The sequence below is a fragment of the Thermococcus atlanticus genome (assembly GCF_054657855.1).
Genome location: NZ_BAAHXX010000001.1, coordinates 1341460 through 1362490, shown reverse-complemented (window position 1 = coordinate 1362490; position 21031 = coordinate 1341460). Strand labels below are relative to the sequence as shown.

Sequence of the window (21031 nt, the reverse complement as noted above, 5' to 3'; positions counted from 1 at the left end):
CGAAAGTTTTATTTTTTCAAAGGTTGAGGGTAACGTAAATCCAAACCAGCATAGGAGGTTGATTGAAATGCCCGTTGATCTTTCCGGTCCGCTGATGTCTGCGTTTAAGAAGGCCAAGAGGGAATTTGAGGAAGCGATAAAGAAGGGTGACGGAGAAACTGCCAAGAAGAAGGCCCTGGAGTGTGCGAGAATACTGAAGCAGCTCTCCAGGTATGACGAGTTCAACAGGGAGAGCTACCTCCAGAAGGCGAAGAAGTGGGAGACCATAGCAAGGGACGTTGAGGCCGGCCGCTACGGGGTGAAAAGGAGGCACAGGCCGATGAAGGAAGGTGGAAGCGGAAAGGCTGAGACGGAGAGCGAAGAGGATGACAAGTTCAAGAGATACGTCGAGAACCTCATCGCGAAGTCAAAGGTCAGGTGGAGCGACATAGGAGGCCTTGATGAGGTCAAGAGGCTCCTGATGGAGACGGTCGTCATTTCCGCCCTCCAGAAGCCTGACTCAATCCAGCCCTGGAAGGGCATTCTGCTCTTCGGCCCTCCGGGAACGGGTAAAACTCTCCTTGCAAGTGCAGCGGCCGGGAGCTTAAACGCAACTTTCTTCACAGTCAAAGCGAGCAACGTGCTGAGCAAGTACTTCGGAGAGTCGACAAAAATAGTCTCCGCTCTGTATGAGGTTGCCAGGGAAAAGGCCCCGAGCATAGTCTTCATGGATGAGATTGATGCGTTAACGACAAGGAGAAGTCAGGAGCAGAGTGAAGCAAGCAGGAGGATGCTCTCGACACTTCTCACAGAGTTGGATGGCTTCCAGGACAAGAAGAGCGACCTGCTCGTTTTGACCTTGGCGGCAACCAACACGCCGTGGGATCTCGATGAGGCTGTTCTGTCGAGGTTCCCGAGGAGGATTTACGTTCCGCTGCCGGACGAGAAGGCCACAAAGGAGATAATCAAAATCAACACCCGCGGGCTCGACATTTCAAAACTCGACCTCGATGCGATAGCCGATGAGAGTGTCAGAAAGCTGTACTCTGGGAGGGATCTGAAAAACCTCTGCCAGGAGGCCATATGGAACATGATACACGAGGAGAACAAGGATTTGCACAAGCTCGCCGAGCTTCCATATGAGAAACTGAAGAAACGCTCCCTCAGGACGAGGCCTCTGGAGATGAGGGACTTTGAGGAGGCGTTTAGGAAGATTAAGAGCCCGCTGAGCAAAAAGGATGTGGAGAAGTATGAAAGATGGGCGGAGGAGTTTGGGGGATGAGGCTCCCCTTTAACCATCTTTTGGGAAAGTTCCAAAGTTTGATAAGAAAACATGATATTACCCAGAAAACTCAGATTATTACCGAGCTGAATGGAGAATACAGGGAGATCAGGGCTGATAACGCCCACAGCATCTCTCATACCGGAGGCAGGGAGGACAATGAAGATGATTTTCTCATCTTAAAACTCCCTGATGCCCACCTCCTGGCGGTGGCCGACGGTCTCGGCGGCCACAACGCCGGTGAGGTTGCGTCTAAGATTGCCGTGGACACTCTGAGGGAAGTTTTTGAGAGTGAATACAGGAAAGGAATGAGCGATGAGGACGTCAAATCCCTGCTCGGAAAAGCCCACGAGCTCGCCCACGAGCGTATAACGGAGAACGCCGTTGGAGAAAGGGAGGGAATGGGGACTACCCTTGTCAGTGCCTTCGTGAGGAACGGAAAGGTCATCGTGGCAAACACCGGGGACAGCAGGGCCTATCTCATAAGGAACGGAAAAATCGCTGCAAGGACAAAAGACCACTCCCTCGTGCAGGAGCTCCTCGATAAGGGCGAGATAACTGCGGAAGAAGCGAGGCGGCACCCGATGAGGAACATAATCACCAAAGCTCTCGGAATAGACTTCGACCTTGACCTCTACGAATGGGGACTGAGAAAGGGCGACGTTTTGCTCCTCAGCACCGATGGCCTTCACGACTATGTGAGTGAGGAGAGAATCACGGAAATTGCTTCCTCCGGAAAAACATCGGAGGAAATCGCCAGAAAACTGATCGAGGAGGCCCTTCCGGTTACAAAGGACAACGTCACGGTGGTGGTGTGGAGATGAAAGTCCCCGCTCAAATCTCTATTTTATACCCGACAGGTATAATACCTGTGGGATATAACTATGGAAGAGAGTTTGATGCCAAGGCCCAAAGCCTCGTATTTCCCGAAAACGTAGTAAGGTAGGTGTTGATATGAAGAAAGCATCATTGTTCCTGATCGTGCTCTTTATTCTTGCAATGGTTAGGGCAGAACCCCTTGACTCGTGATGGTATGGCGATGGTGAGAACGCTAAGGGGATGGGAAAGTTTATGGAGAGGGATAACGTGATGGTGGTGTTTAAGAGGTAAATTAAATAAAGCACAAGTAACATCTATAGTTATAGTTTGTTGGATTGGAGGGATTTAAAATGAGGATTAAGCTATTAATGTTAGTAATTTTAGTAATTGGTTTAGGCATTGGCATTAACATTGTGAAAGCCGAGACAACTAACCCCTCATGGGAATACAATATTGGAAAGCCGATAAGGAGTGTAGATATATCTCAAGATGGAGGATATGTAGTTGCTGGAACAGAATATCCGGATGGAACCGTTTACTATTTCAAAAATGGGAAGCTTCTTTGGGAGTATAACACTCCTTCGAGTGTTTATGGATTGGCAATTTCTGCAGATGGAAAATATATTGTGGCTGGGGGATCTGATGTTCTTTTGCTGTCTGATCTTGGTCAATTGATTTGGAGATATGATGTAACAACAACAGTCAGATCTGTCGACATTACTCCAGATGGGAAATATGTAGTGGCTGGAGCCATCAATGGTCTTTATCTTCTGTCCAATAAAGGAAAACTACTTTGGTATAAACCAATAGAGAACATAAATAGTGTGGCAATATCCCCCGATGGTAAATACATAGTGGTAGGGAGTACAAGAAGAGATGGCGGATATCTATACCTGATTTCAGACAACGGAACGGAACTTTGGGTAAAGAAAATTACTGATTACCTTATCCTAAGCGTTGATATTTCTGATAACTACTACATAGCTGGGGGGTGCTCAGACGGAAATGTAATAATTATTAACAAAGCAGGAGATTTTGTGTCAAAGTATAGGGTTGGCACTGTTAGAGGAGTTGCCTTTTCTAGAGCTGGGAAATTTTTGGCCATTAGGGTTGATGATAGGGTCATGTTGATAGATGCATTGAATAAAAAAGTTATATGGGAAAGAATGTTGCCTGGGGGGATTAGTTCACCGGGGAAAGGTGTCGCTATAACCCCTGACGCTAGCTTTCTTGTAACTGGAACAAGAGATGGAGAGTTAAAAGTCATCTATCTCGAAGACGAACTTGATAAAGCATTTTTGAATGTTAACTCAATACCAGTGGGTGCTAAAGTTTATATCAATGATGAGTATAAAGGTAAGACACCAACAACATTGCAGCTTTCTCCTGGAACATACACAGTGAAGCTTATTAAGAATGATTATGAGAACTACACAACAACAGTAACCATCGGTATGGGTGAAATCAAGAACGTCTCTGTAACTCTGGTTCCGCTCTTTGGTTACCTGAGCATTACTTCGAATCCTTCTGGAGCAGAGGTTTATATTGATGGCTCTTACATTGGAACAACACCGATTAATGATTACAAGCTCTCTACTGGCCAGCATGAGGTTAAGCTCGCCAAGGAGGGCTATCACGAGTATCTCAAGATCGTGACAATCCAGCCCAGTGAGACTACAGGCTTAAACGCCGAGCTGAGTATGATTAAAGGGACCCTCAAAATCTCATCCATCCCTTCCAGAGCGAAGGTTTATATTGATGGTTCTTACGCAGGAGAGACACCCCTGGATTATTACAACGTTTCCCCTGGAGAACACACTATCAGGGTTGAGAAGGAGGGTTATGAGGTTTTCACCAGAACAGTGACAGTAAATCCCGGACAGACTGCAAGCATAACAGCAAGTTTGGTTGTGATGCAGACCTCAGGAACAACCACCACAGCGAGAAGTACAGCCACTATTTATTCAGAAACCACAACCTTCCAAACCTACACTCACACCGAGCAACCCTCCCCAACATCGGCTGGAACAACTGAAATCAAAACACTCTACATCATAGGAGCCCTTTTGGGATTAGTACTACTTGGGGGAGTCGCCGCGAAAGCCAGAGGTGGAAAATTTGGAGGAAGGCCAGGAGACTCAGAGGTCAAGCCGATAGAAAATCCCGAACAGGTCAAAAAAGCCAAGGCTGAATCGAAAAAGCGAGAGACCAAAAAGCCCAAGACTGAGAAGCCCTCCCTTCCAGTCCCGGGCTTTCCCCCAGCCCTCCTCCCCCGTTACGAGCCCATCGAATTCCTCGGTGAGGGCGGCTTCGCCAAGGTCTTCAAGGTCAGGCGGAAGAAGGACGGCAAGATAGTTGCCCTCAAGGTTCCGAGGATAGACGAGAGGACGAGTAAAACCTTCATAAAGGAGGTCTCAAGCTGGCTCCACCTGAACCACGAGAACATAGTGAAGCTTTACGACGTTGACATACTGCCGGTTCCATACCTTGAGATGGAGTTCGTCGAAGGAGCTGAAGTGGATGGAAGGCTCGCGAGGGACCTCGATGAGTATCCAAAGCCCCTCGATGAGAAGACCGCCTTAAAGCTCATCAGGGGCATTGCCCTGGGCTTAGCTCACGCCCACTCAAAGGGCATCTACCACCGTGATCTAAAACCGCTCAACGTCCTTCTCAAGGCGGACTTAACCCCGAAGATAACGGACTGGGGGTTGGCCAAGATAGGAACAATGAGTTCAGGCAGGAGCGTCATGGGTTACACTCCTCTCTACGCTGCCCCGGAGCACCTGATGCCGGGCAAATACGGTCACACCGATGCGAGAACAGACATCTGGCAGTTAGGGGTTACCTTCTACGAGCTCCTAACCGGAAAACTGCCCTTCGAGGGCTACACCTACGAGGAGGTCTTTGGAAAGATAGTTGATGAAGGCTACCGGGCTGCACCTCCCTCCAGAATAAACCCCTCTCTTGCCAAGTACGATGGAATATTCGAGAAGCTCCTCGCGAAGAGGAAGGAGGAGCGCTATCAGTCAATTGATGAGTTCCTCAGGGATTTAGAGAAGCTTGAGAAAGTTGAGAAGAGAAAGGCCGAGCTGGAGAAGGAGGTTGAAGAGCTCAAGAAGTCCCTAAAGATGAGCGTTGAGGCGTTAAAGAAAAGCAGAACGGCGGAGGAAACGCTGAGGAACAGGAGGCTTGTTGTTGAGACCCTTGGAAAGCTCGCTTTGGCTTACGCCGAGCTCAACAGGAAGGCCGAACTCCTCAACACACTCAACGACCTCAAGTTCTACACCGTGCAGAATCTTGGGGATTTGACCAGCGCAATAAGCACGGTGGAGCTCCTCATCAGGGAGAACCTCTCCGTTGGGGGCGACTTCATCGAAAGGTTAAAGGTTCTGGTGCACAGCATTAGGAGGGAGAACGGGACATAGCTGCCACAGCACCCCCCTGTTCTTCTTCAGTCTTTTCTCTATGGCTCTCACAGGGAGGGATGAGTTATGGGTGGTATTCTCTGCCGTGGAGCGTCAAACATGATGGTTAATTGGACATCTTAATTATATCTTGTGGAATGCCATTCGGCAGGAGTTTATAAATGATTGTCAATTGGGAACCAGCAAGATTTCTTCCCCGGGTGCCCTCCCAGAAAAATCAAAAGGAGCAGCGGATTAACCTCCAATCCTCATCAGCCTCTCATAGAGCTCATCAACCTTTTCCGCAACATCTCCGGCCGTGAAGCCCTTCTTCACCGCAAGCCATGTAGCTCCCCCTGCCCCAACGCCCTCTTTAACGTAGCCCCTCTCATAGTCCCTCAGCCCTTTAAACCTGCTCTTTGAGAAATCCAGATCTGCGGAGTAGAATATTATTCCGATGTCCTTTGCGGTCTCCTTAAACGTTGAGCTCCCATCGCTGGCAACCCACCTCGTGGTTGCAACCATAAACCTGCCCAAATCCTCCCCCATGGCCCTGAGAAGGCCCGCTATCGCCAGCATCTGGGTTCCACCGGCCAGCACCACTTCCCCCTCAAATCCCCGGGAGATTCCTATTACCGCCGCCATCATCGGGTCTCCGAACTCTTCAAGGGCTTCCAGTGGCTTGCTGGCAAAATCGCCTTTTTTAATGCCTGCCCTCCTGAAGCCCTCCTCAATTACCTGCGCCTTGAGGTTCTGGGGATTGTCTGGTGAAGCTGATGATGTCTTCGCCTCATAGCCGAGGGCCCATAAAACCGCCTGGGCGGTGGTCGTTCCCCCCGGCGTGGACTCTCCAATAACCACCTCCTTCAGGCCGAGCTTATTGAGCTGCTCCCCAAAGAGCTCTGCCCTCTCAACGATTTCCCGCGCTTCGGGAAGGGCCCTCTCCTTTCTGAAGTCCCTCCCCACGACATCGCTTATGTGCACGTGGGGAACGAGGGGTGCCAGATAGGTTCCACCTCTGACGATAATTAGTGGAAAATCTGCCAGCTCCTTTGCGGCCTTGGTGATTATGGCGGGCGTTGGGTGCCCCCCGGGGGTAACGGGTATCGCATCTATGATTTTGGGCTTCTCATAAAACAGGTATTCGGCATCCGCCGGCGGAGTTAGCTTCGTCAGCTCTGGTGTGGCACCTGCAACGCTTATTCCCGGCACGGTGCTTATCTCGGTATTTCCCAGAACCACGAGCATCATGCTTTTCATGGAATCACCTCTGGCAATTTTATCCAATAAGCTTATATATCCTTTGCCCCAACAATTGGTGGATAAATAATCCAAAGGTGATCAGGATGAAGAAAGCTGCCCTGCTGCTTATCGTGTTAATGCTCGGTGTTGCCCTTGCATCCGGGTGCATAGGCTCAAAGACGGCGCAAACTTCGAGCTCAAGTCCTGCTGTTACCTCCTCGGCCCCAGCGGTCTCAGAATCCACAAACTCCCAGGCCTCCTTCTCCGAGACATCAACCACAGCAGCAAAAACGCCCAGTTACCCGATAACAGTGACGGATTTCGCAAATAGAAAAGTCACGATTATGAAAGAGCCCCGCAGGATTGTCTCGCTCGCCCCGAGCATAACCGAGACGCTCTACTTCCTCGGCGTCCTCGACAGGGTTGTTGGTGTAACCCAGTTCGACGATTACCCTCCGAATGTGAAGGAAGGGAGAACAATCGTTGGGGGATTTGGAAGCCCGAATATCGAGGTTATAGCCTCCCTGAAGCCTGATCTGATAATAGCGACCTCGATGGACATGAGATACCTCAACCAGCTCCAGCAGATTGCCCCTGTTATTGTGATTGACCCGAAAAACATAGATGAAATCTACACCTCAATCGAGCTCCTTGGAAAGGTTCTCGGAGATGAGGGACGGGCAGAGAAGGTTGTTAGCGAAATGAAAGCAAAAATCAGCGAGATTTCCTCCAGGGTAAAAGGTCTTCCGGAGCCGGGGGTCTTCTACATCGTGTGGAACAACCCGCTCATGACCGCTGGGGCAAACACCTTCATCAACGACCTGATTCGGCTGGCAGGCGGAAGAAACATCTTCAGCGATATAAAGGGATGGAAGTCGGTTAGCATGGAGCAGGTGCTGGCCAGGAATCCCGGCATAATAATCCTCACCCCCCACTGCGGCATGAGCGTCAGCGATGTTTATAAAAGCGAGCTCTCAAAGACGGATGCGGCCAAACACGGCAGGGTAATCATGATTGAGAACGAAAACGTCCTTGTGCGGCCATCCCCGAGAATCGTTGAAGGGCTCGAAGAGCTTGCGAAGGCCATTCATCCCGAAGCATTCGGGGGTAAGTATCCGCTGACGGTTACGGACTTTGAGGGCAGAAAGGTAACGATAAAGAGCGAGCCCCGGAGAATAGTTTCACTGGCACCGAGCATAACGGAAACCCTGTTCTACATCGGCGCCGGAGACAGGGTTGTGGGTGTCACAACCTTCGATGACTACCCGCCTCAGGTGAAAAACATAACCAAAATCGGCGGCTTCAGCAACCCGAACATCGAGGTTATCGCATCCCTCAGGCCGGATTTGATAATCGGAACCTCCATGCATCTTAGGTATCTCAACCAGCTCCAGCAGATTGCCCCGGTCATAATAGTCGACCCGAAGAATCTTGAGGGAATCTACAGGCAGATTGAACTGCTGGGGGAGGTTACAAACCGGGAGGAATACGCCCGCAGCGTTGTTGACCATATGAAGGCAAAGGTTCAGGAGATAACCTCCATGGTCAGAAATCAGACGAGACCGAAGGTTCTCTTCATAACATGGTGGAACCCGGTATACGTTCCGGGGAACGGCACATTTCAGGGTCAGCTCATAGAGCTGGCAGGAGGCAGAAACATATTCTCCGACCTGAAGGGATGGGCACAGGTCAATATGGAGCAGATACTGGCGAGGAACCCGGATATCATAATACTCTCGGCCCATGCCGGCATAAGTGCGGAGGATCTGTGCAGAACAGAACTCGTCAGGACAAACGCCGTGAAGAACGGAAGGGTATTCACCATCGCCGACGACAACGTCATATCAAGGCCAGGGCCGAGGATAGTTGAGGGGCTTGAAGAACTTGCGGAGTTCATCCACCCTGACATCTTCAAGTACCGCTTCCAGCCGTTGAAATGCAATGCCACATCTCAGCCTTCCGGCTGAGCGGTTTTCTTTTTTGAAGCTTTATCTCCAAAGGGGATACGAATGGGAAAAGCCTTAATGATCCAGGGAACATCCTCAGGGGCTGGAAAGTCCCTATTAACCCTCGCTTTATGCAGAATCCTCACAAATATGGGCTATGACGTAGTCCCGTTCAAGAGCCAGAACATGAGCCTCAACTCCGCCCCGAGCATTGAGGGAGGGGAAATTAGCAGGGCGCAGTATCTACAGGCCTTAGCATGCAGAAAGAAGCCCTCCGTGAGGTTCAACCCAATCCTCCTGAAGCCCGAAGGCGGCATGAGGAGCCAGGTCGTGTTCATGGGAAAGCCCATCGGGAGCGTCTCCGCTAAGGATTACATGCTCTCCCGGAAGGAGGAGCTCTTTTCAAAAGCCATGAGAACCCTCGATGGACTTTTGAAAAAGCACGACATCGTTGTGATCGAAGGCGCCGGCAGTCCTGTGGAGATCAACCTCAAGGATTACGACATAGCAAACATGCGCGTTGCAAGGCACGCCGGTGCCGGGGTAATTCTGGTCGCGGATATAGACAGGGGCGGGAGCTTTGCCTCAATAGTTGGCACAATGGAGCTCTTAAGCCGGGAGGAGCGGGAACTCGTAATGGGCTTCATCTTCAACAGGTTCCGCGGTGATGCCTCCCTCCTCAAACCAGGCTTTGACCATCTGGAGCGGAGGTACGGGAAGAGGGTCCTGGGAGTAATACCCTACACGGAGCACAGAATTCCCGAGGAGGACTCCCTCGCCGAGTTCCCGAAGGTTAAGGGCGATTTGCACATCCAGATCATCAGGCTCCCCCGCATAAGCAACTTCACGGACTTTGAGCCCCTCCACTGGGCGAACGGCGTTGACTACGTTACGAGGGCTGAGGAGATTAAAGGAGACCTCATAATCGTCCCGGGTAGCAAGAACACGGTCGGAGACCTGCTGTGGATGCGCGAGAACGGAATTGAGGATGCCATACTTGAGGCGCACAGGGAGGGGGTCTTTGTGGTTGGCATATGCGGCGGCTTCCAGATGCTGGGGGAGAGCATACTCGATAACGTGGAATCAAAGCGCGGCAGAGTCGGAGGGCTCGGTGTTCTGAGGGCCAAGACGGTTTTTGAGAGAACCAAGAGAACCAACCACCTGAGAGCACGGATCCTTTGGAGACCCCTTGGAGGCACGGTCGTTGAGGGCTATGAAATCAGGATGGGACGCTCCACATCGGAGAGGCCCTTCTCGGTAATCCACGAAATAAACGGAGCCAGGGCTTTTGAGTATGAGGGAGCTGTAGGCGAGAGGGCCTTTGGGACCTACCTGCACGGCATCTTCCACAACCTCGGATTTACGGAGAGGTTTTTGAACATGCTCCGCGTTGAGAAGGGCCTTGAGCCGGTGAGTGCGGGCGGATGGAGCATCGAGGAGGAGATAGAGAGGTTTGCAGGGATTGTGGAGAGGAGCATTGATGTGGATTTCATTTTAAGAATGCTGGAGCCGGGTTAAAACATCCCGGAGGATATCGTGTGCAATTTCGAATTGAATGTATTATCGTCAGCAGTGGAAGAAACATTTATATCCTCAAAATTGGAATTTCCAATGGTGGTAATTCGATGGGGGATATTCGCATTGAAAGAAAGATTGGACTGCTCGGCTCGGTAATAGCGTTGATAGGAGGAGTAATCAACGGTGTGTTCATGCACATCCCCAGCATCTGGAATGCCATATCCCCCGTGCCGCTGGTTGCATGCACCCTCATTCTCATATCTCTGTGGGGGATTGGTAATAAAACCGGCGACAGCAGGCCTTTCAGGAATTATCTGACTTCCTTTGCCGTATGGGTGGTTTTTGACATAATGGCGACGGCGGTATTCTCGGCTGGAGTTCATTCAGCTGTAATCAACAGCCACATGAAAACAAATTCAATCAATCTCTCAGACATTGATGATCCGCACCTGCGAATGTTCCTGATACTGGCCATCCTCCTTGTGCTCATCGGCCTCAGCGTTTCATCCTACTTCGAGATGAGAACCTGGAAGGCAATGCACGAGATAAGCGGCATCAGGGAATTCGATAACGCCGCAACTTGGTTTAAGTGGGGAGCAGCGACGATGGTGGTTTTTATAGGATTCCTGTTTGTCTTCATCGCCCGGATATTCGTCATTATGGCTTTTAATGGCCTGCCTGAGAGCCTTGAAAGAAAAAGAACAGATGCTACAGCATCTCCATAGGTTTCCGATCAATTTTCCGTGCATCCTCCCGATGCCTGCAGCTGGAGCATCTCCTTGAGCTTTTTAATGACCTCCTTGTACGGGATTTTCCCCTTCCTCATGAGCACAACGCCGTGAATCCTCCCAACTTTCCCGGCGAACAGCTCATCGTTTGCTATGATTAGCATCGGCACCTCCAGCTTGGAGAGCTTTTCCAGCTTGGATTTTAAGTATTCCCCGGTCCAGAAGCCCGCTATTTCCACGTAGACTTCCCTACCATTCTTCCTTACGAGAAAGTCCGGGATGTATGCATATCTGCCGGCTTTCAGAACGCCGGGCTCTCTAACCACCTCCGCCCCGAGGATGAACCTTATTTTTGCCGCAAACTGCCTCTCAAGTGAGGAGTCGTATTCAACCTTCTCCCCGACTTTCGGCAGCATAGCATCATTGCCGCTGGAGAGCTCGAAGATGTGTATCCTCTTTGAACGCTCATCGAGTATCTCGGCCCTTATCTGCCATTCATCGGCCATAACTATCTCCGGAATAAGCTTTGCGATTGAAGTCCCGTACTTTCGGGTTAGCTTGAGTATTGATGCAGGCCCCGTTATTTCAACCGTGTCATCCTGAATCTGATACATGAGCCCGAGAAGCTTTATTTTCCTGAATATCGCCTGATAATTGGAGGAAACTTTAAATGTGATCCTGAGGGCGGAGAACATCAGCGTCTGGAGGAGCGATAGGTTATACCTCCTCACGAGCTCCTCCGGCGTCAGCGGCGGAACTTTGGTGAGAATCATTTCTTCATCCCTGTCCGCAAACATCGCCTTCTCTATTTCGGCGGGAGGGACGCCAAAGTGCTTCGATGCTTCCTGCAGGACTTTCAATCTCTCGAAATCATTCGTAACGTAGCCCCTCTCAAAGAGAAACCTCCTGACCTCCACGGGATTGAGTTTCGTCGGCATCTCAAATTTACTCTGTCTTTCGAGTATCCTCGCAAATCCCCTGACCTTCCTGTAGTTGTCTGCCTTCTCCATGTGCCTTATCTTCTCCAGAAGCTCTCCATGGCTCTGCCCGATGGAGGAATTAAATGTTGTTATAACCGCCTTGGCCAGTTTCAGGTGCTCTTCCCCGGCAAATTTCAGATAAACCTTTCCCCTGAATCTCCGGGCATCGAGGAGTTCCCTTGGAAGCATGATTATTCTTGGCGGGTAAAGTTTAAATGAGTTGCTGGTGAGCTAAACAGCATGAGAGTAAAGCTTTTTTACCGGAGGGGAACGGTCGTAATAAAGGGCAGCGTCCATGTGCCCTTTGCGAGGTGGGATGAGCGGGTTAAAGTGTATAGAGCCCTTGCATACAAATACAGGGACATTGTGGAGTTTCTCAGGCAGGAGGGAATTGAGTTTGAGGATCACGTGCTCGATAATGCCATCCCCTCCCCGGTTTATGATGTTGAGTTCGACTTTGAGCTCAGGGATTATCAGGAGGAAGCTGTGGAGAGGTTTATGAGGTTCAAGCGGGGCGTTGTTGTCCTGCCAACAGGAGCCGGAAAGACGATAGTCGCCATGGAGATAATAAGAAGGCTTTCGGTTTCAACGCTCATCGTCGTCCCAACCCTCGCACTCCTCGAACAGTGGAAGGAGAAGCTTTCGATTTTCGGCGATGTTGGGGAGTTCTCAGGGAAGAAAAAGGATCTCAGGCCTGTTACCGTTACGACATATGACTCGGCATACATAAACGCCGAAGCTCTGGGGGATAAGTTTCTCCTCATTGTGTTTGACGAGTGCCACCACCTGCCCAGCGAGGCCTACAGGAACATCGCCCAGATGAGCGCCGCCCCATACCGCCTTGGTCTCACGGCGTTCCCCGAGAGGGCGGATGAGCTTCATGAACTTCTGCCCGAGCTGATTGGCGGAATAATTTACGAAAAAAGTCCCGATGAGCTCGTGGGGGATTACCTCGCGCCCTATGAGGTGGTGAGGATTCACGTCCCCCTTGGCGGGGAGGAAAGGGAACTCTATAGAAAGCATTATGAAAGGTTCAAGCGCTACGTTGAGAGCAGAAACATAAGATTTCGGAACATTGAGGACTTCCAGCGGATAGTCATGAGAACTGGAAGCGACGAGGAAGCGTTCAAAGCGCTGCGGGCACTTGAGGAGGCGAGGAGAATAGCCTTCAGCTCAGGGAAAAAGATTGAGAAGCTGAGGGAAATCCTTGAAAAGCACGGAGGTGAGAAGATAATCATCTTCACGAGGCACAATGACCTTGTATACAGGATATCGAGGCGTTTCCTGATTCCTGCAATAACCCACAGGACAGAAAAGGCCGAGAGGAGAGAAATACTGAAGAAATTTAGAGAAGGCAAATATAAGGCGATAGTCAGCAGTCAGGTTCTTGATGAGGGCATAGATGTCCCGGATGCGAGTGTTGGGGTTATAATAAGCGGCACCGGCTCCTCAAGGGAGTTCGTGCAGAGGCTCGGGAGGATTTTGAGACCCGCTCCGGGGAAGGAGAGAGCCCTTTTGTATGAGCTCGTGTCGGCGGGAACGAGCGAAGTTAGAGTTGCAAGGAGGAGGAAATCCCGGCTGAGGGGATAAAGGTATACCATCAATTCAGTGACGTCAGCACAAAGCACACTAACCTAAGTGGGAAGATTTTTAAATCTAAACCTCCTATACAGGTACATGAGAAGGGAGGCTGCGATTGTATCCACCGCAATACTCATGCTCGTCCTTTCGCTTGCGGCATCCCATGTCTATTCTGAATTGCAATCCTTTAGCACCCCTCCGAATACATTTCTCCCCTGACATTTTCAAATGAAACCCCTGACCTTTTCTACGTTAGGTATTTCACGAATGCCTCAAGGGTTCTGGTTCTCTTCGAGGACAGAGAAAACGCCGGGAAATTTGCCTCATTTATACGGAACAATTCGGTCGTGATAACCTCCGGGGGAATATATGCCGATGTCCTCATGAAGCGGGATGTTCTCAGGAGGATACTGGAGCTCGCCGATTACTCCGATGTGATGAGGCTCCCCACCGATGATTACTGGAATCCTCAGAGGATTGAGAGGGAGTACAGGGATCTCGACTTCCTTCTAACGAACTACAGCTTCCCGGAGCCAATTAGGGGTTATCTGCTGGACAGATTTAGAGAGCGGGGAGAGGATATGGAGAGAATAGAGCGGGCGAAAAATTTCATGCATGCCCATGAAGGGCTCGAATTTTATCAAATTGAACTCATAAATCCTCAATACGACGTGAAATATCCGGATTTATCGCCGGATTTGGCGGTTATCCTGCTCGTCGAAACCATTTTGATGGCTCTCATGGTTCCTGAGAAAAACAGAAAGATAAGGGCGGCATTTTTAATATCCTTCCTCCTCCTGATGATTCCGGCATATCAGTTTGCCATGTATGAAAGGGACTTAAGTTCATATGAGAAAACCATCGCATACATAACAAAAATGCCCGAGAAGTCCTTTAACCGAACCTTTTACAGAGATCTGAACAGGAGCGTTGACATCTCATGCTACGTTAAAAGCCCCGGGGAAGTGGAGGCTATTCTCGAACTCATAAACTCTTCGGAAGTTCTGGAAACCGGGCACTCACTCAGGGGCAGATGGCTTCGCATGAGGTTCGTGGATGAAAATCCCCGGAGATTTCTGCTCTCCAAGAAATGCAGTCTTGATAGCTATGGCTACAGCTGTCCCAGAAACCCCACCGAAAAAGAGCTTCAGGTCATAAATAAAACAGAGGAGCTGCTGAAAGGAATACCCGAGGATAAAAGATATCTCGTTAAAGATGCCCTTTCGAGGTATAACACCACAATCCACGAATGCGATAGTGGCTACCTGGAAAGCGTTCCTCCAGGGAAATATATGGTTGGCCTCCATGTATTCCCAGAAAGCCTATCATTACCGGACATGCAGCTTGCTCTCCAGATGATGATGTTAGCTGCGGCTGTCCTACTTCTGGCGCTTCTCCTTGGAAGAAAGGAGCAGTGATGCAACTCTTTCAGCCTTTTCCAGGTCTTCGGGAGTATTAACATTCAATGCCAGCAGAGGATTGCTGAGCTCGAAGAACTCCTCCCCATCCTCAGCGACGGCGTTTAGCCCGACAATTGCATATCCCCTGTAAACGACGGGCTTTAAATCTTCCGGCACAACGCTCAGGGGCAGGACGCCGGTCAGGCTCACCTCTCTCCTTTTGAACTCCTCCATCATAATGGCAAAGTCGCTGGCTTTGATGAAGGGCAGATCCACCGAAACGCTGATAAAAGGTCCGAACTCCCTCAAAAGCTCCCGGATGTCGTGCACATAGCCCCTACCGCTTGTTTCCATAAAGGGCACTCTCTCCTTAAGGCAGAACTCCCTGGTTTTAGGCGTGTTTTTGCTCAGTGCAATTAAAACCTCATCAACTTTTTCTGCCTGCTCATAGACCCGGAGGAGCATTTCCTTGCCCGCTATTTTCAATACAGGCTTTTCCTTTCCCATTCTGCTTGATTTCCCACCAGCTAAGATGATTATCATTGTCATCACGTCTTTTCTATCATCAAAACCTCTAAATCGCTAAGCTCCCACAGGAGACAGTTTTCCCGCAGCCGTTCCTTCCCTTCAACATGCCTGGCAACGAGCCCATAGCTTTTTTCCCAGCCTTCCAGACCAACGAGCTCCGCTTTTCTTTTTAAATCCTTAAGAATTCTCCGCGCTTCTCCCTCCTCCAGCCCCTTCCACTTAACCTCGATGAATAAGGCCTTTCTCTCCCGCTTGTTCAAAGCCACCAGATCAATCTCCTCACCCTTACGCCACCACCTGCCGATTCTGGTGAATTTAAACGGCAGTTTCCCGGAACGGTTGAGCTCCACAAGAAACTCATGCACTATGTCCTCAAAAACAAAGCCCAGATAGGAGTTCAAATCATCCATCACAGCTTCAACGAGCTCGTTTCCCATCCCCATCTCCACCATGTCGGCGTTTGGATAGACATAGCGGAACCAGAAGGTGAAGTAGTTGTCCCTTATGCGATAATGTCCCTTTCTGCTCTTCCTGCTCGCGGTAACTGGAACCTCCCTCCTAACGAGGCCGAGACTTATAAGCACGGAGAGGTACTTCCCGACTGTGGCCCTCTCAAGTCCTGTCTCGTTCATTATCTCTCCGAGCGTGGTGCTGCCCTTTGCTATAGCCTCCATTATTGCAAAGTAGTTCCTCGGTTCCTCAAGCTCTTCCCTCAGCACAAAGAGGGCATCACCGTAGAGGAAGGAATCCGGACGGAAATACTCCCTAAGGTTTTCAGCTATACCCTTTGAATCGTCGAACTCAATGAGGTAGGCGGGCGTCCCTCCGAGGATGCCGTAGGCCATTACAAGCTCCTCCATTGAATAGTTGGGGAAAAATGCCCTGGCATCGAAGAATCCGAGTGGTTTGAGTTTCATCTGTGCTGTTCTCCTTCCATAAATCGGGCTTCTGTAGCCGAGAAGCTTTTCCATCATTGAAATGCTTGAGCCGCATATTACAAGATAGATTTTGGTGTTCTTCAGCCTGAGGTCCCAGTACTCCTGAAGGATTGATGGGAGCTCGGGGGAGCCTTTAACGAGATAGGGAAACTCGTCGATGACGATTATCAGTCTCTCACTTTTTGATCTCTCCGAGATGTATTCAAAGAATGCATCCCAGCTCTGAAATGGGTTTTTTGCCAGAAAAGGGTCGTTAAAATAGGAGGCGACCTTTTTGGAGAATCTCTTCAGGTTTTCATGTGTGCTCGTCTCCCTCGCCAGGAGGTATATCCCGCCGTTTCTTTTGAGAAACTCAAGGAGAAGGGCTGTTTTGCCTATCCTCCTCCTTCCGTAGACCACTATGAACTCGGCCCTCCCGCCATTCAGTCTCTCCTCAAGAAGTTTGAGCTCTTCTTTCCTGTCTATGAACATTATATACTCACCAGTAAATTACTTGTGAGTAACTTATTTAAATCTTTTCCCTGATTGGTCCGGAAGCCACAATTTTCACATCAAAAATGATGGTGGCTCAGGGCCAGAATCAAAAGCGTCCCCGCCCTTGTAATTTCAGCCGTTGCCCCAATGCAGTCACCGTTCAATCCCCCGAAGTTTTCGAGGCTTAACCTGATTACATAGGCGCCGGCCAAAAGCCCCAAAACCGAAAAGATGCTTTTTGGGCTGTAAACCACGGCGGGAAGCAGGAGGGCCAGATAGAGCAGGCTCCCAATGAGGAGCTGTTTTTTATCCATCCCCTCCATAAAGTAGGAGCCGAGGCCATTCCCCAGGGGCTTTTTTGTTGCCAGAGCGAGGAGCATTGCGTACCTGGAATTGAGCTCCGCCAGAAAGATTGCATAGAACGGGAGGAGCTGAAGGGAATAGCTCTGGAGGAGGAGAACCATCACAACCGCAAAAACTCCCGCTATGCCGGTGTTTAAGTCCTTCATTGCCCTAATCTTCCTTTCGCGGTCGCCTTTGACCATCACCCCGTCGGCCCAGTCCGCTAGGCCATCAAGGTGGAGCAGACCTATGGTAAAATACAGGAGCAGAAGGGCGAGCACGTTTCTCAGGGGGACGCCAAGATACAGGATTAATGCAGGTAAGGCCGATGTTACAGGCGCTAAAAGGGGAAAAGCCCATATCTCACGTCGTGCCTTTTCAAAATCTCCTTTGAGCGGAATCCTTGTCATGAAGGGTATGAGGTTCTTCATATCTCCCACCCGGCCAATTAATCCAACACAGGCAAGGCTTAAAAAGACTCCCTCCAAACTGCCAACCATGAAAAAGGAACACTACCGGATGCTGCTCGTGCTGGTCCTGATCCTGGCGGTTTTGTATACCCTCGGCTTAGTCGGTGTGCTCCCCTTCGCCCTCAGCTATTACATCACGATCTTCATGATTTTCCTTTTCCTCTTCCTCCGGTGGCAGAGGAGGCTCGAATAACCTCGTCATACAGCCGGCTATGAACCCACCGACGGCATCATCCAAAAACGGCGGCAGGTCTTTCAAAATCCCCGGCTTTCTGGTGTCGTAGCGGAAGAAGTTGAAGAGCGCCATCTTACCGCCGATGTACTCTGCTATGTCAATCCCTATGAGCTCATCCGCCACGAGGTTTACGGGGTCTCCTTCCACTTTAAAGCCCTCCTCCAGGAGCAGGGCGGCCGTGAGCAAAGCCCTGACGTTGATGTCGTTTAAATAGTGGAGCATAACCCTCTCAAGCCGTGCCCTGACTTTTTCCCCCTCATCCCCGATGTAGAGCTCCAGGGCGGTATCGATCATTGCATCGAGGGTTATGCCCCTCGATTCGAGCTTTTGAATAAATTCCCCCTTCATGATTTCACCAGCCTGAATTTCAGCCACCAGTATCTCCCGCTCTCCTCAACGTTTAACGCCTCTAGCCTAAAGCTCCCTTCAAACAGCGGGCATTTCAAAACAGCCGTGTGGAACTCTCCAAATTCTCCGATGGGGTCTGCTCCGGGGTTTGCCTCCAGGAAGCCCTTCAGGTCTTCTGGGGAGGAGAATGTGTAGCCGAGCCACTCCTTTGAGAGCTTTTCCCTATTTACGGAGATTATCGCATACTCAAAGCCTGTATCGAGCATCTCTCTGGCCAGCTCGGGCGTGTTTTGACCCCACAGCGGCTCCAAGGCCCCAACGCCAGCTCTTTCAGCAAGCCGCTCCACCCACCTGAGGTGCTCCTCAAGGAGCACATCACCAGCTACAATGAAATCGACATCGAGGGAGCCTATGAACTCCGCCAAAGCCTCGCTTCCCTCCCTCATGTCAAAGGTGAGGAGCTCTTTTCTCATCGCATCGGCGAGCTTTTTGAGCTCGCTTAAGTTTTCATAGTGCGGTGAAATCCCCATGGTGGTTTTCAGCGCCAGGAGATATGGTATTTTGATCCCCTGCTTTTCGGCTAGATACGTGGCATAAAGCCCGTCCTTGCCCCCTGAAAAGAAAGCAATTCCCTTCAAAAGCCTCCCTCCAGTTTCGCCTGCTCATACTCCTCCCTTATCCTTTGAAGGCCGGCCTCATCAACGTATGGAATCACCGCCCCGCAGCCGAGACAGAGCCATGGATATGCCCTAACCGTGCCCGTGAATGCCGCTTTCAAGCCTTTCTTCCATGGAGCTTTCCAGAAATATACCGCATGTCCTTCCTGCAGGCTCTTCCCCTTTACCATGGTTCCCCCGCAAAAGGGACACTTTTTCGTTTCCATGGTTTCCACCTGTTTTAAACTCTTCACATCTGCCTTTTAACCTTAGCTCCTGCTTTTAGGTAGGCAGAAGGATAAAACGACACAATTATCAAAGCACACTGTAGTTATCCACAAGTATCAGATAACACCACCATAATTATAAACGCACCGGACGTTTTATCCCTTATGCTGCTGAAGTTTGAAAGCCTGGAAAAAATCGGCGACATTTACATCAACCCGAGGAACTACAAAATCATGCCGCTATTTTTGAGGGACTGGATGGATCTGCTATCCCTGGATGAAAGGACATATGGGATTTATGCAGGAACCATCTACAATCCAGAGGAGCGCTTTTTAATTAAGAGCAAGGAGGATGAGCAAAAGGCACTCAAACTTGTGGAGCTCTATGAGGAGCTGCTTGAGAACCCCCTAAAGTATTGCCGCAGGGAATACTACGAATACCAGCTTGAGGTTAAGCGTTTTGAAGGTTTGCCCTTTGCAAACGGCTGGGTCGGCTCAAGGGTGGCTCTGGCGGGAGAGGCTCCTGGAAGGAGGGGATGCGGCTTAACGGGCATCTGCTTCTACCGCGACGCCTCGGGAATGCTGCTCAGGAGGGCACTCTTTTCCCTCGGCATCAACCCGGATTTTGTGTATATCACGAATGTTGTAAAATGCAATCCCCCGGAAAATAGGCTCAGGGGATTTGATAAGCGGGAGCTTTCCCTCCTTGAGAGGGAGCTTGAAATTTTAAGACCAAAAGCGGTCTTTGCCCTTGGAAGGACAGCGGAAAAAGCCCTGAAAAAGCTCGGCTTAGACGCCGTCTATCTGAGGCATCCAGCTTGGTACGTGCGCAGGGGCTTGAGAGAGCCAAATGATGAGATGCTGGAAGAGTATAGGGTCATAAGGAAAAGCGTGGATATTACCAAATGAGTAATATGCCTGAAAGAGTAATATGTTCCACAACAGGAGGGCTGAGCTTGAGAAGCTTGAAAAATAAAACAGCGCTCGTTAGGGAGTCCCTTAAGAACAAGCCCGGTCTTACTTTTTTGCCGGAGAGAAGGATGAATCAATGCTGATTGAAGATACCTGAAAGATGTTATTTTGGAACCGGTGTTTAACCTTGAGGATTTGATGCTGAAAAAGAAAGATCCTCTAAGAGGACGAGAACAAATAGAGTGAGTTGTGAGAAACTTTTTTAGTCAGGTACTCCCAAGAATCATTGGTGAGGATGGTGGAGAACGTTGCTGAGAAATCCCCCTCAGTCCTTAAAGAGAGGCTGTTACGTGAGTTGCAAGCTGAAGAGGAGTTCCTGAGAATGGTAGAAGAGGCCAAAAAAACCGCCCGTATAGGAATGTTCGGAAAGGGTAAGGCCGAGGATTTTTTTAAGGCGAAGCTTGAGGTGTATGAGGATTGATCTTCATAGACTCAAGCGTCCTGTACAACGCACTGGTAGTAACGGAACTAACGGAATATGCCGCCCGGGTCTTTAAATTAGAAGAGCCTCGGATAACTTCTGAAACCGTGATCGATGAAGTTTGGTTTGCACTTCTTAAGAGAGACGCTGGCTCTCCATGGAAGATAAAGAAGAAGCTCAAAAACAGTTGGGAGTTCAGAAAGACGGCGGTTAAGTATCCGAGTGGAACGCTTGGGTTTATCAGCGCTCAGAACGTTGTAATTATACCAGACTCCTCAAACTGGACGAAAGTTGCATACTATGTTAAAGAATTTGGTCTAATGCCTCACGACGCCCGAATCCTTGCCACAGCTCTGGAATATAACTGCGACAAGCTTGCGACCCTTGATGAGGACTTTGGAACTGTGAAGGACATTATAAATCTCGTCCCTGAGAATTTTTGGTGAAAAATGCGGGAAATGGAAGATTGACAAACTTAAAATTCTTGTCCTCAAAAAGCTCCCGTGATTACATGGTGAAAAACCCAAAAGTTAAAAGGACA

The 21031-nt window shown here is 49.9% G+C and carries 21 protein-coding genes; 13 read left to right on the top strand and 8 right to left on the bottom strand.

What is annotated here, in order from left to right; translation table 11 throughout:
- The first annotated feature begins 67 nt into the window (after positions 1-67).
- The 4 genes from ACYQ27_RS07240 (at position 68) to ACYQ27_RS07225 (ending at position 5505) form a co-directional block, all read left to right on the top strand.
- Positions 68-1261, top strand: coding sequence for an ATP-binding protein (locus ACYQ27_RS07240; protein ID WP_460041360.1), 1194 nt, complete (start codon positions 68-70; stop codon positions 1259-1261).
- A 38-nt stretch (positions 1262-1299) separates the two neighbouring features.
- Positions 1300-2085: a PP2C family protein-serine/threonine phosphatase gene (locus ACYQ27_RS07235; RefSeq protein ID WP_460041359.1), complete on the top strand. Its 786-nt coding sequence runs from the start codon at positions 1300-1302 to the stop codon at positions 2083-2085.
- The gene (locus ACYQ27_RS07230) at positions 2076-2207 is read left to right on the top strand and encodes a hypothetical protein (RefSeq protein WP_460041358.1); all 132 of its coding nucleotides are present in this window, start codon (positions 2076-2078) and stop codon (positions 2205-2207) included. Before ACYQ27_RS07235 ends, ACYQ27_RS07230 begins: the two co-directional genes overlap by 10 nt.
- 223 nt (positions 2208-2430) lie before the next feature.
- Positions 2431-5505 (top strand): PEGA domain-containing protein, encoded by a 3075-nt coding sequence (locus tag ACYQ27_RS07225; protein ID WP_460041357.1) that lies wholly within the window; start codon positions 2431-2433, stop codon positions 5503-5505.
- Between the two features lie 234 nt (positions 5506-5739).
- On the opposite strand, the gene cobT is transcribed toward ACYQ27_RS07225, so the two are convergent.
- A complete protein-coding gene (gene cobT / locus ACYQ27_RS07220; RefSeq protein WP_460041838.1) occupies positions 5740-6762 on the bottom strand; it encodes a nicotinate mononucleotide-dependent phosphoribosyltransferase CobT in 1023 nt (340 codons plus the stop codon).
- A 68-nt stretch (positions 6763-6830) separates the two neighbouring features.
- On the opposite strand from cobT, the gene ACYQ27_RS07215 reads away from it, so the two are divergent.
- From ACYQ27_RS07215 to ACYQ27_RS07205, 3 genes are all read left to right on the top strand, one after another.
- Positions 6831-8693, top strand: a complete 1863-nt coding sequence (locus tag ACYQ27_RS07215; RefSeq protein ID WP_460041356.1) for an ABC transporter substrate-binding protein — start codon at positions 6831-6833, stop codon at positions 8691-8693.
- Positions 8694-8735: 42 nt separating this feature from the next.
- Positions 8736-10190 (top strand): cobyric acid synthase, encoded by a 1455-nt coding sequence (locus ACYQ27_RS07210; RefSeq protein WP_460041355.1) that lies wholly within the window; start codon positions 8736-8738, stop codon positions 10188-10190.
- 107 nt (positions 10191-10297) lie between these two features.
- Positions 10298-10915, top strand: a complete 618-nt coding sequence (locus ACYQ27_RS07205; RefSeq protein WP_460041354.1) for a DUF996 domain-containing protein — start codon at positions 10298-10300, stop codon at positions 10913-10915.
- Positions 10916-10923: 8 nt separating this feature from the next.
- Here ACYQ27_RS07205 and bax1 read toward each other — a convergent pair whose 3' ends face one another.
- Positions 10924-12087: an endonuclease Bax1 gene (gene bax1 / locus ACYQ27_RS07200; RefSeq protein ID WP_460041353.1), complete on the bottom strand. Its 1164-nt coding sequence runs from the start codon at positions 12085-12087 to the stop codon at positions 10924-10926.
- A 51-nt stretch (positions 12088-12138) separates the two neighbouring features.
- Here bax1 and ACYQ27_RS07195 point away from each other — a divergent pair, with 51 nt between their 5' ends.
- The 3 genes from ACYQ27_RS07195 to ACYQ27_RS07185 all read left to right on the top strand — a co-directional run bounded on the left by ACYQ27_RS07195 (position 12139) and on the right by ACYQ27_RS07185 (position 14897).
- Positions 12139-13488, top strand: coding sequence for a DEAD/DEAH box helicase (locus ACYQ27_RS07195; protein ID WP_460041352.1), 1350 nt, complete (start codon positions 12139-12141; stop codon positions 13486-13488).
- 87 nt (positions 13489-13575) lie between these two features.
- Positions 13576-13698, top strand: a complete 123-nt coding sequence (locus ACYQ27_RS07190; RefSeq protein WP_460041351.1) for a hypothetical protein — start codon at positions 13576-13578, stop codon at positions 13696-13698.
- A gap of 164 nt (positions 13699-13862) precedes the next feature.
- On the top strand, positions 13863-14897 hold the full coding sequence (locus ACYQ27_RS07185; RefSeq protein ID WP_460041350.1) for a hypothetical protein: 1035 nt from the start codon (positions 13863-13865) through the stop codon (positions 14895-14897).
- Here ACYQ27_RS07185 and ACYQ27_RS07180 read toward each other — a convergent pair.
- The 6 genes from ACYQ27_RS07180 to ACYQ27_RS07155 form a co-directional block, all read right to left on the bottom strand.
- Positions 14859-15422, bottom strand: a complete 564-nt coding sequence (locus tag ACYQ27_RS07180; protein WP_460041837.1) for an NTP transferase domain-containing protein — start codon at positions 15420-15422, stop codon at positions 14859-14861. The two genes, ACYQ27_RS07185 and ACYQ27_RS07180, sit on opposite strands and share 39 nt — an antisense overlap.
- Positions 15423-15427: 5 nt before the next feature.
- Positions 15428-16816, bottom strand: a complete 1389-nt coding sequence (locus ACYQ27_RS07175) for an ATP-binding protein (protein ID WP_456454014.1) — start codon at positions 16814-16816, stop codon at positions 15428-15430.
- Positions 16817-16896: 80 nt separating this feature from the next.
- Complete coding sequence (gene cobS / locus ACYQ27_RS07170) at positions 16897-17592, bottom strand: adenosylcobinamide-GDP ribazoletransferase (protein ID WP_456454020.1); 696 nt, start codon at positions 17590-17592, stop codon at positions 16897-16899.
- A 136-nt stretch (positions 17593-17728) separates the two neighbouring features.
- Positions 17729-18214 carry an alpha-ribazole phosphatase CobZ gene (cobZ, locus tag ACYQ27_RS07165; RefSeq protein WP_460041349.1) on the bottom strand — a complete coding sequence of 162 codons (486 nt, stop codon included), beginning with the start codon at positions 18212-18214 and terminating at the stop codon, positions 17729-17731.
- Positions 18211-18852 (bottom strand): PAB0415 family putative ATP pyrophosphatase, encoded by a 642-nt coding sequence (locus tag ACYQ27_RS07160; protein WP_456454016.1) that lies wholly within the window; start codon positions 18850-18852, stop codon positions 18211-18213. Before ACYQ27_RS07160 ends, cobZ begins: the two co-directional genes overlap by 4 nt.
- On the bottom strand, positions 18849-19061 hold the full coding sequence (locus ACYQ27_RS07155) for a hypothetical protein (RefSeq protein WP_460041348.1): 213 nt from the start codon (positions 19059-19061) through the stop codon (positions 18849-18851). The genes ACYQ27_RS07160 and ACYQ27_RS07155 overlap by 4 nt, the downstream gene beginning before the upstream one ends.
- 201 nt (positions 19062-19262) lie before the next feature.
- Here ACYQ27_RS07155 and ACYQ27_RS07150 point away from each other — a divergent pair, with 201 nt between their 5' ends.
- From ACYQ27_RS07150 to ACYQ27_RS07140, 3 genes are all read left to right on the top strand, one after another.
- A complete protein-coding gene (locus ACYQ27_RS07150; RefSeq protein WP_460041347.1) occupies positions 19263-20006 on the top strand; it encodes a uracil-DNA glycosylase family protein in 744 nt (247 codons plus the stop codon).
- Positions 20007-20298: 292 nt separating this feature from the next.
- The gene (locus ACYQ27_RS07145) at positions 20299-20490 is read left to right on the top strand and encodes a hypothetical protein (RefSeq protein WP_460041346.1); all 192 of its coding nucleotides are present in this window, start codon (positions 20299-20301) and stop codon (positions 20488-20490) included.
- Positions 20487-20936 carry a PIN domain-containing protein gene (locus ACYQ27_RS07140; protein WP_460041345.1) on the top strand — a complete coding sequence of 150 codons (450 nt, stop codon included), beginning with the start codon at positions 20487-20489 and terminating at the stop codon, positions 20934-20936. The genes ACYQ27_RS07145 and ACYQ27_RS07140 overlap by 4 nt, the downstream gene beginning before the upstream one ends.
- The last annotated feature ends 95 nt before the right edge of the window (positions 20937-21031 follow it).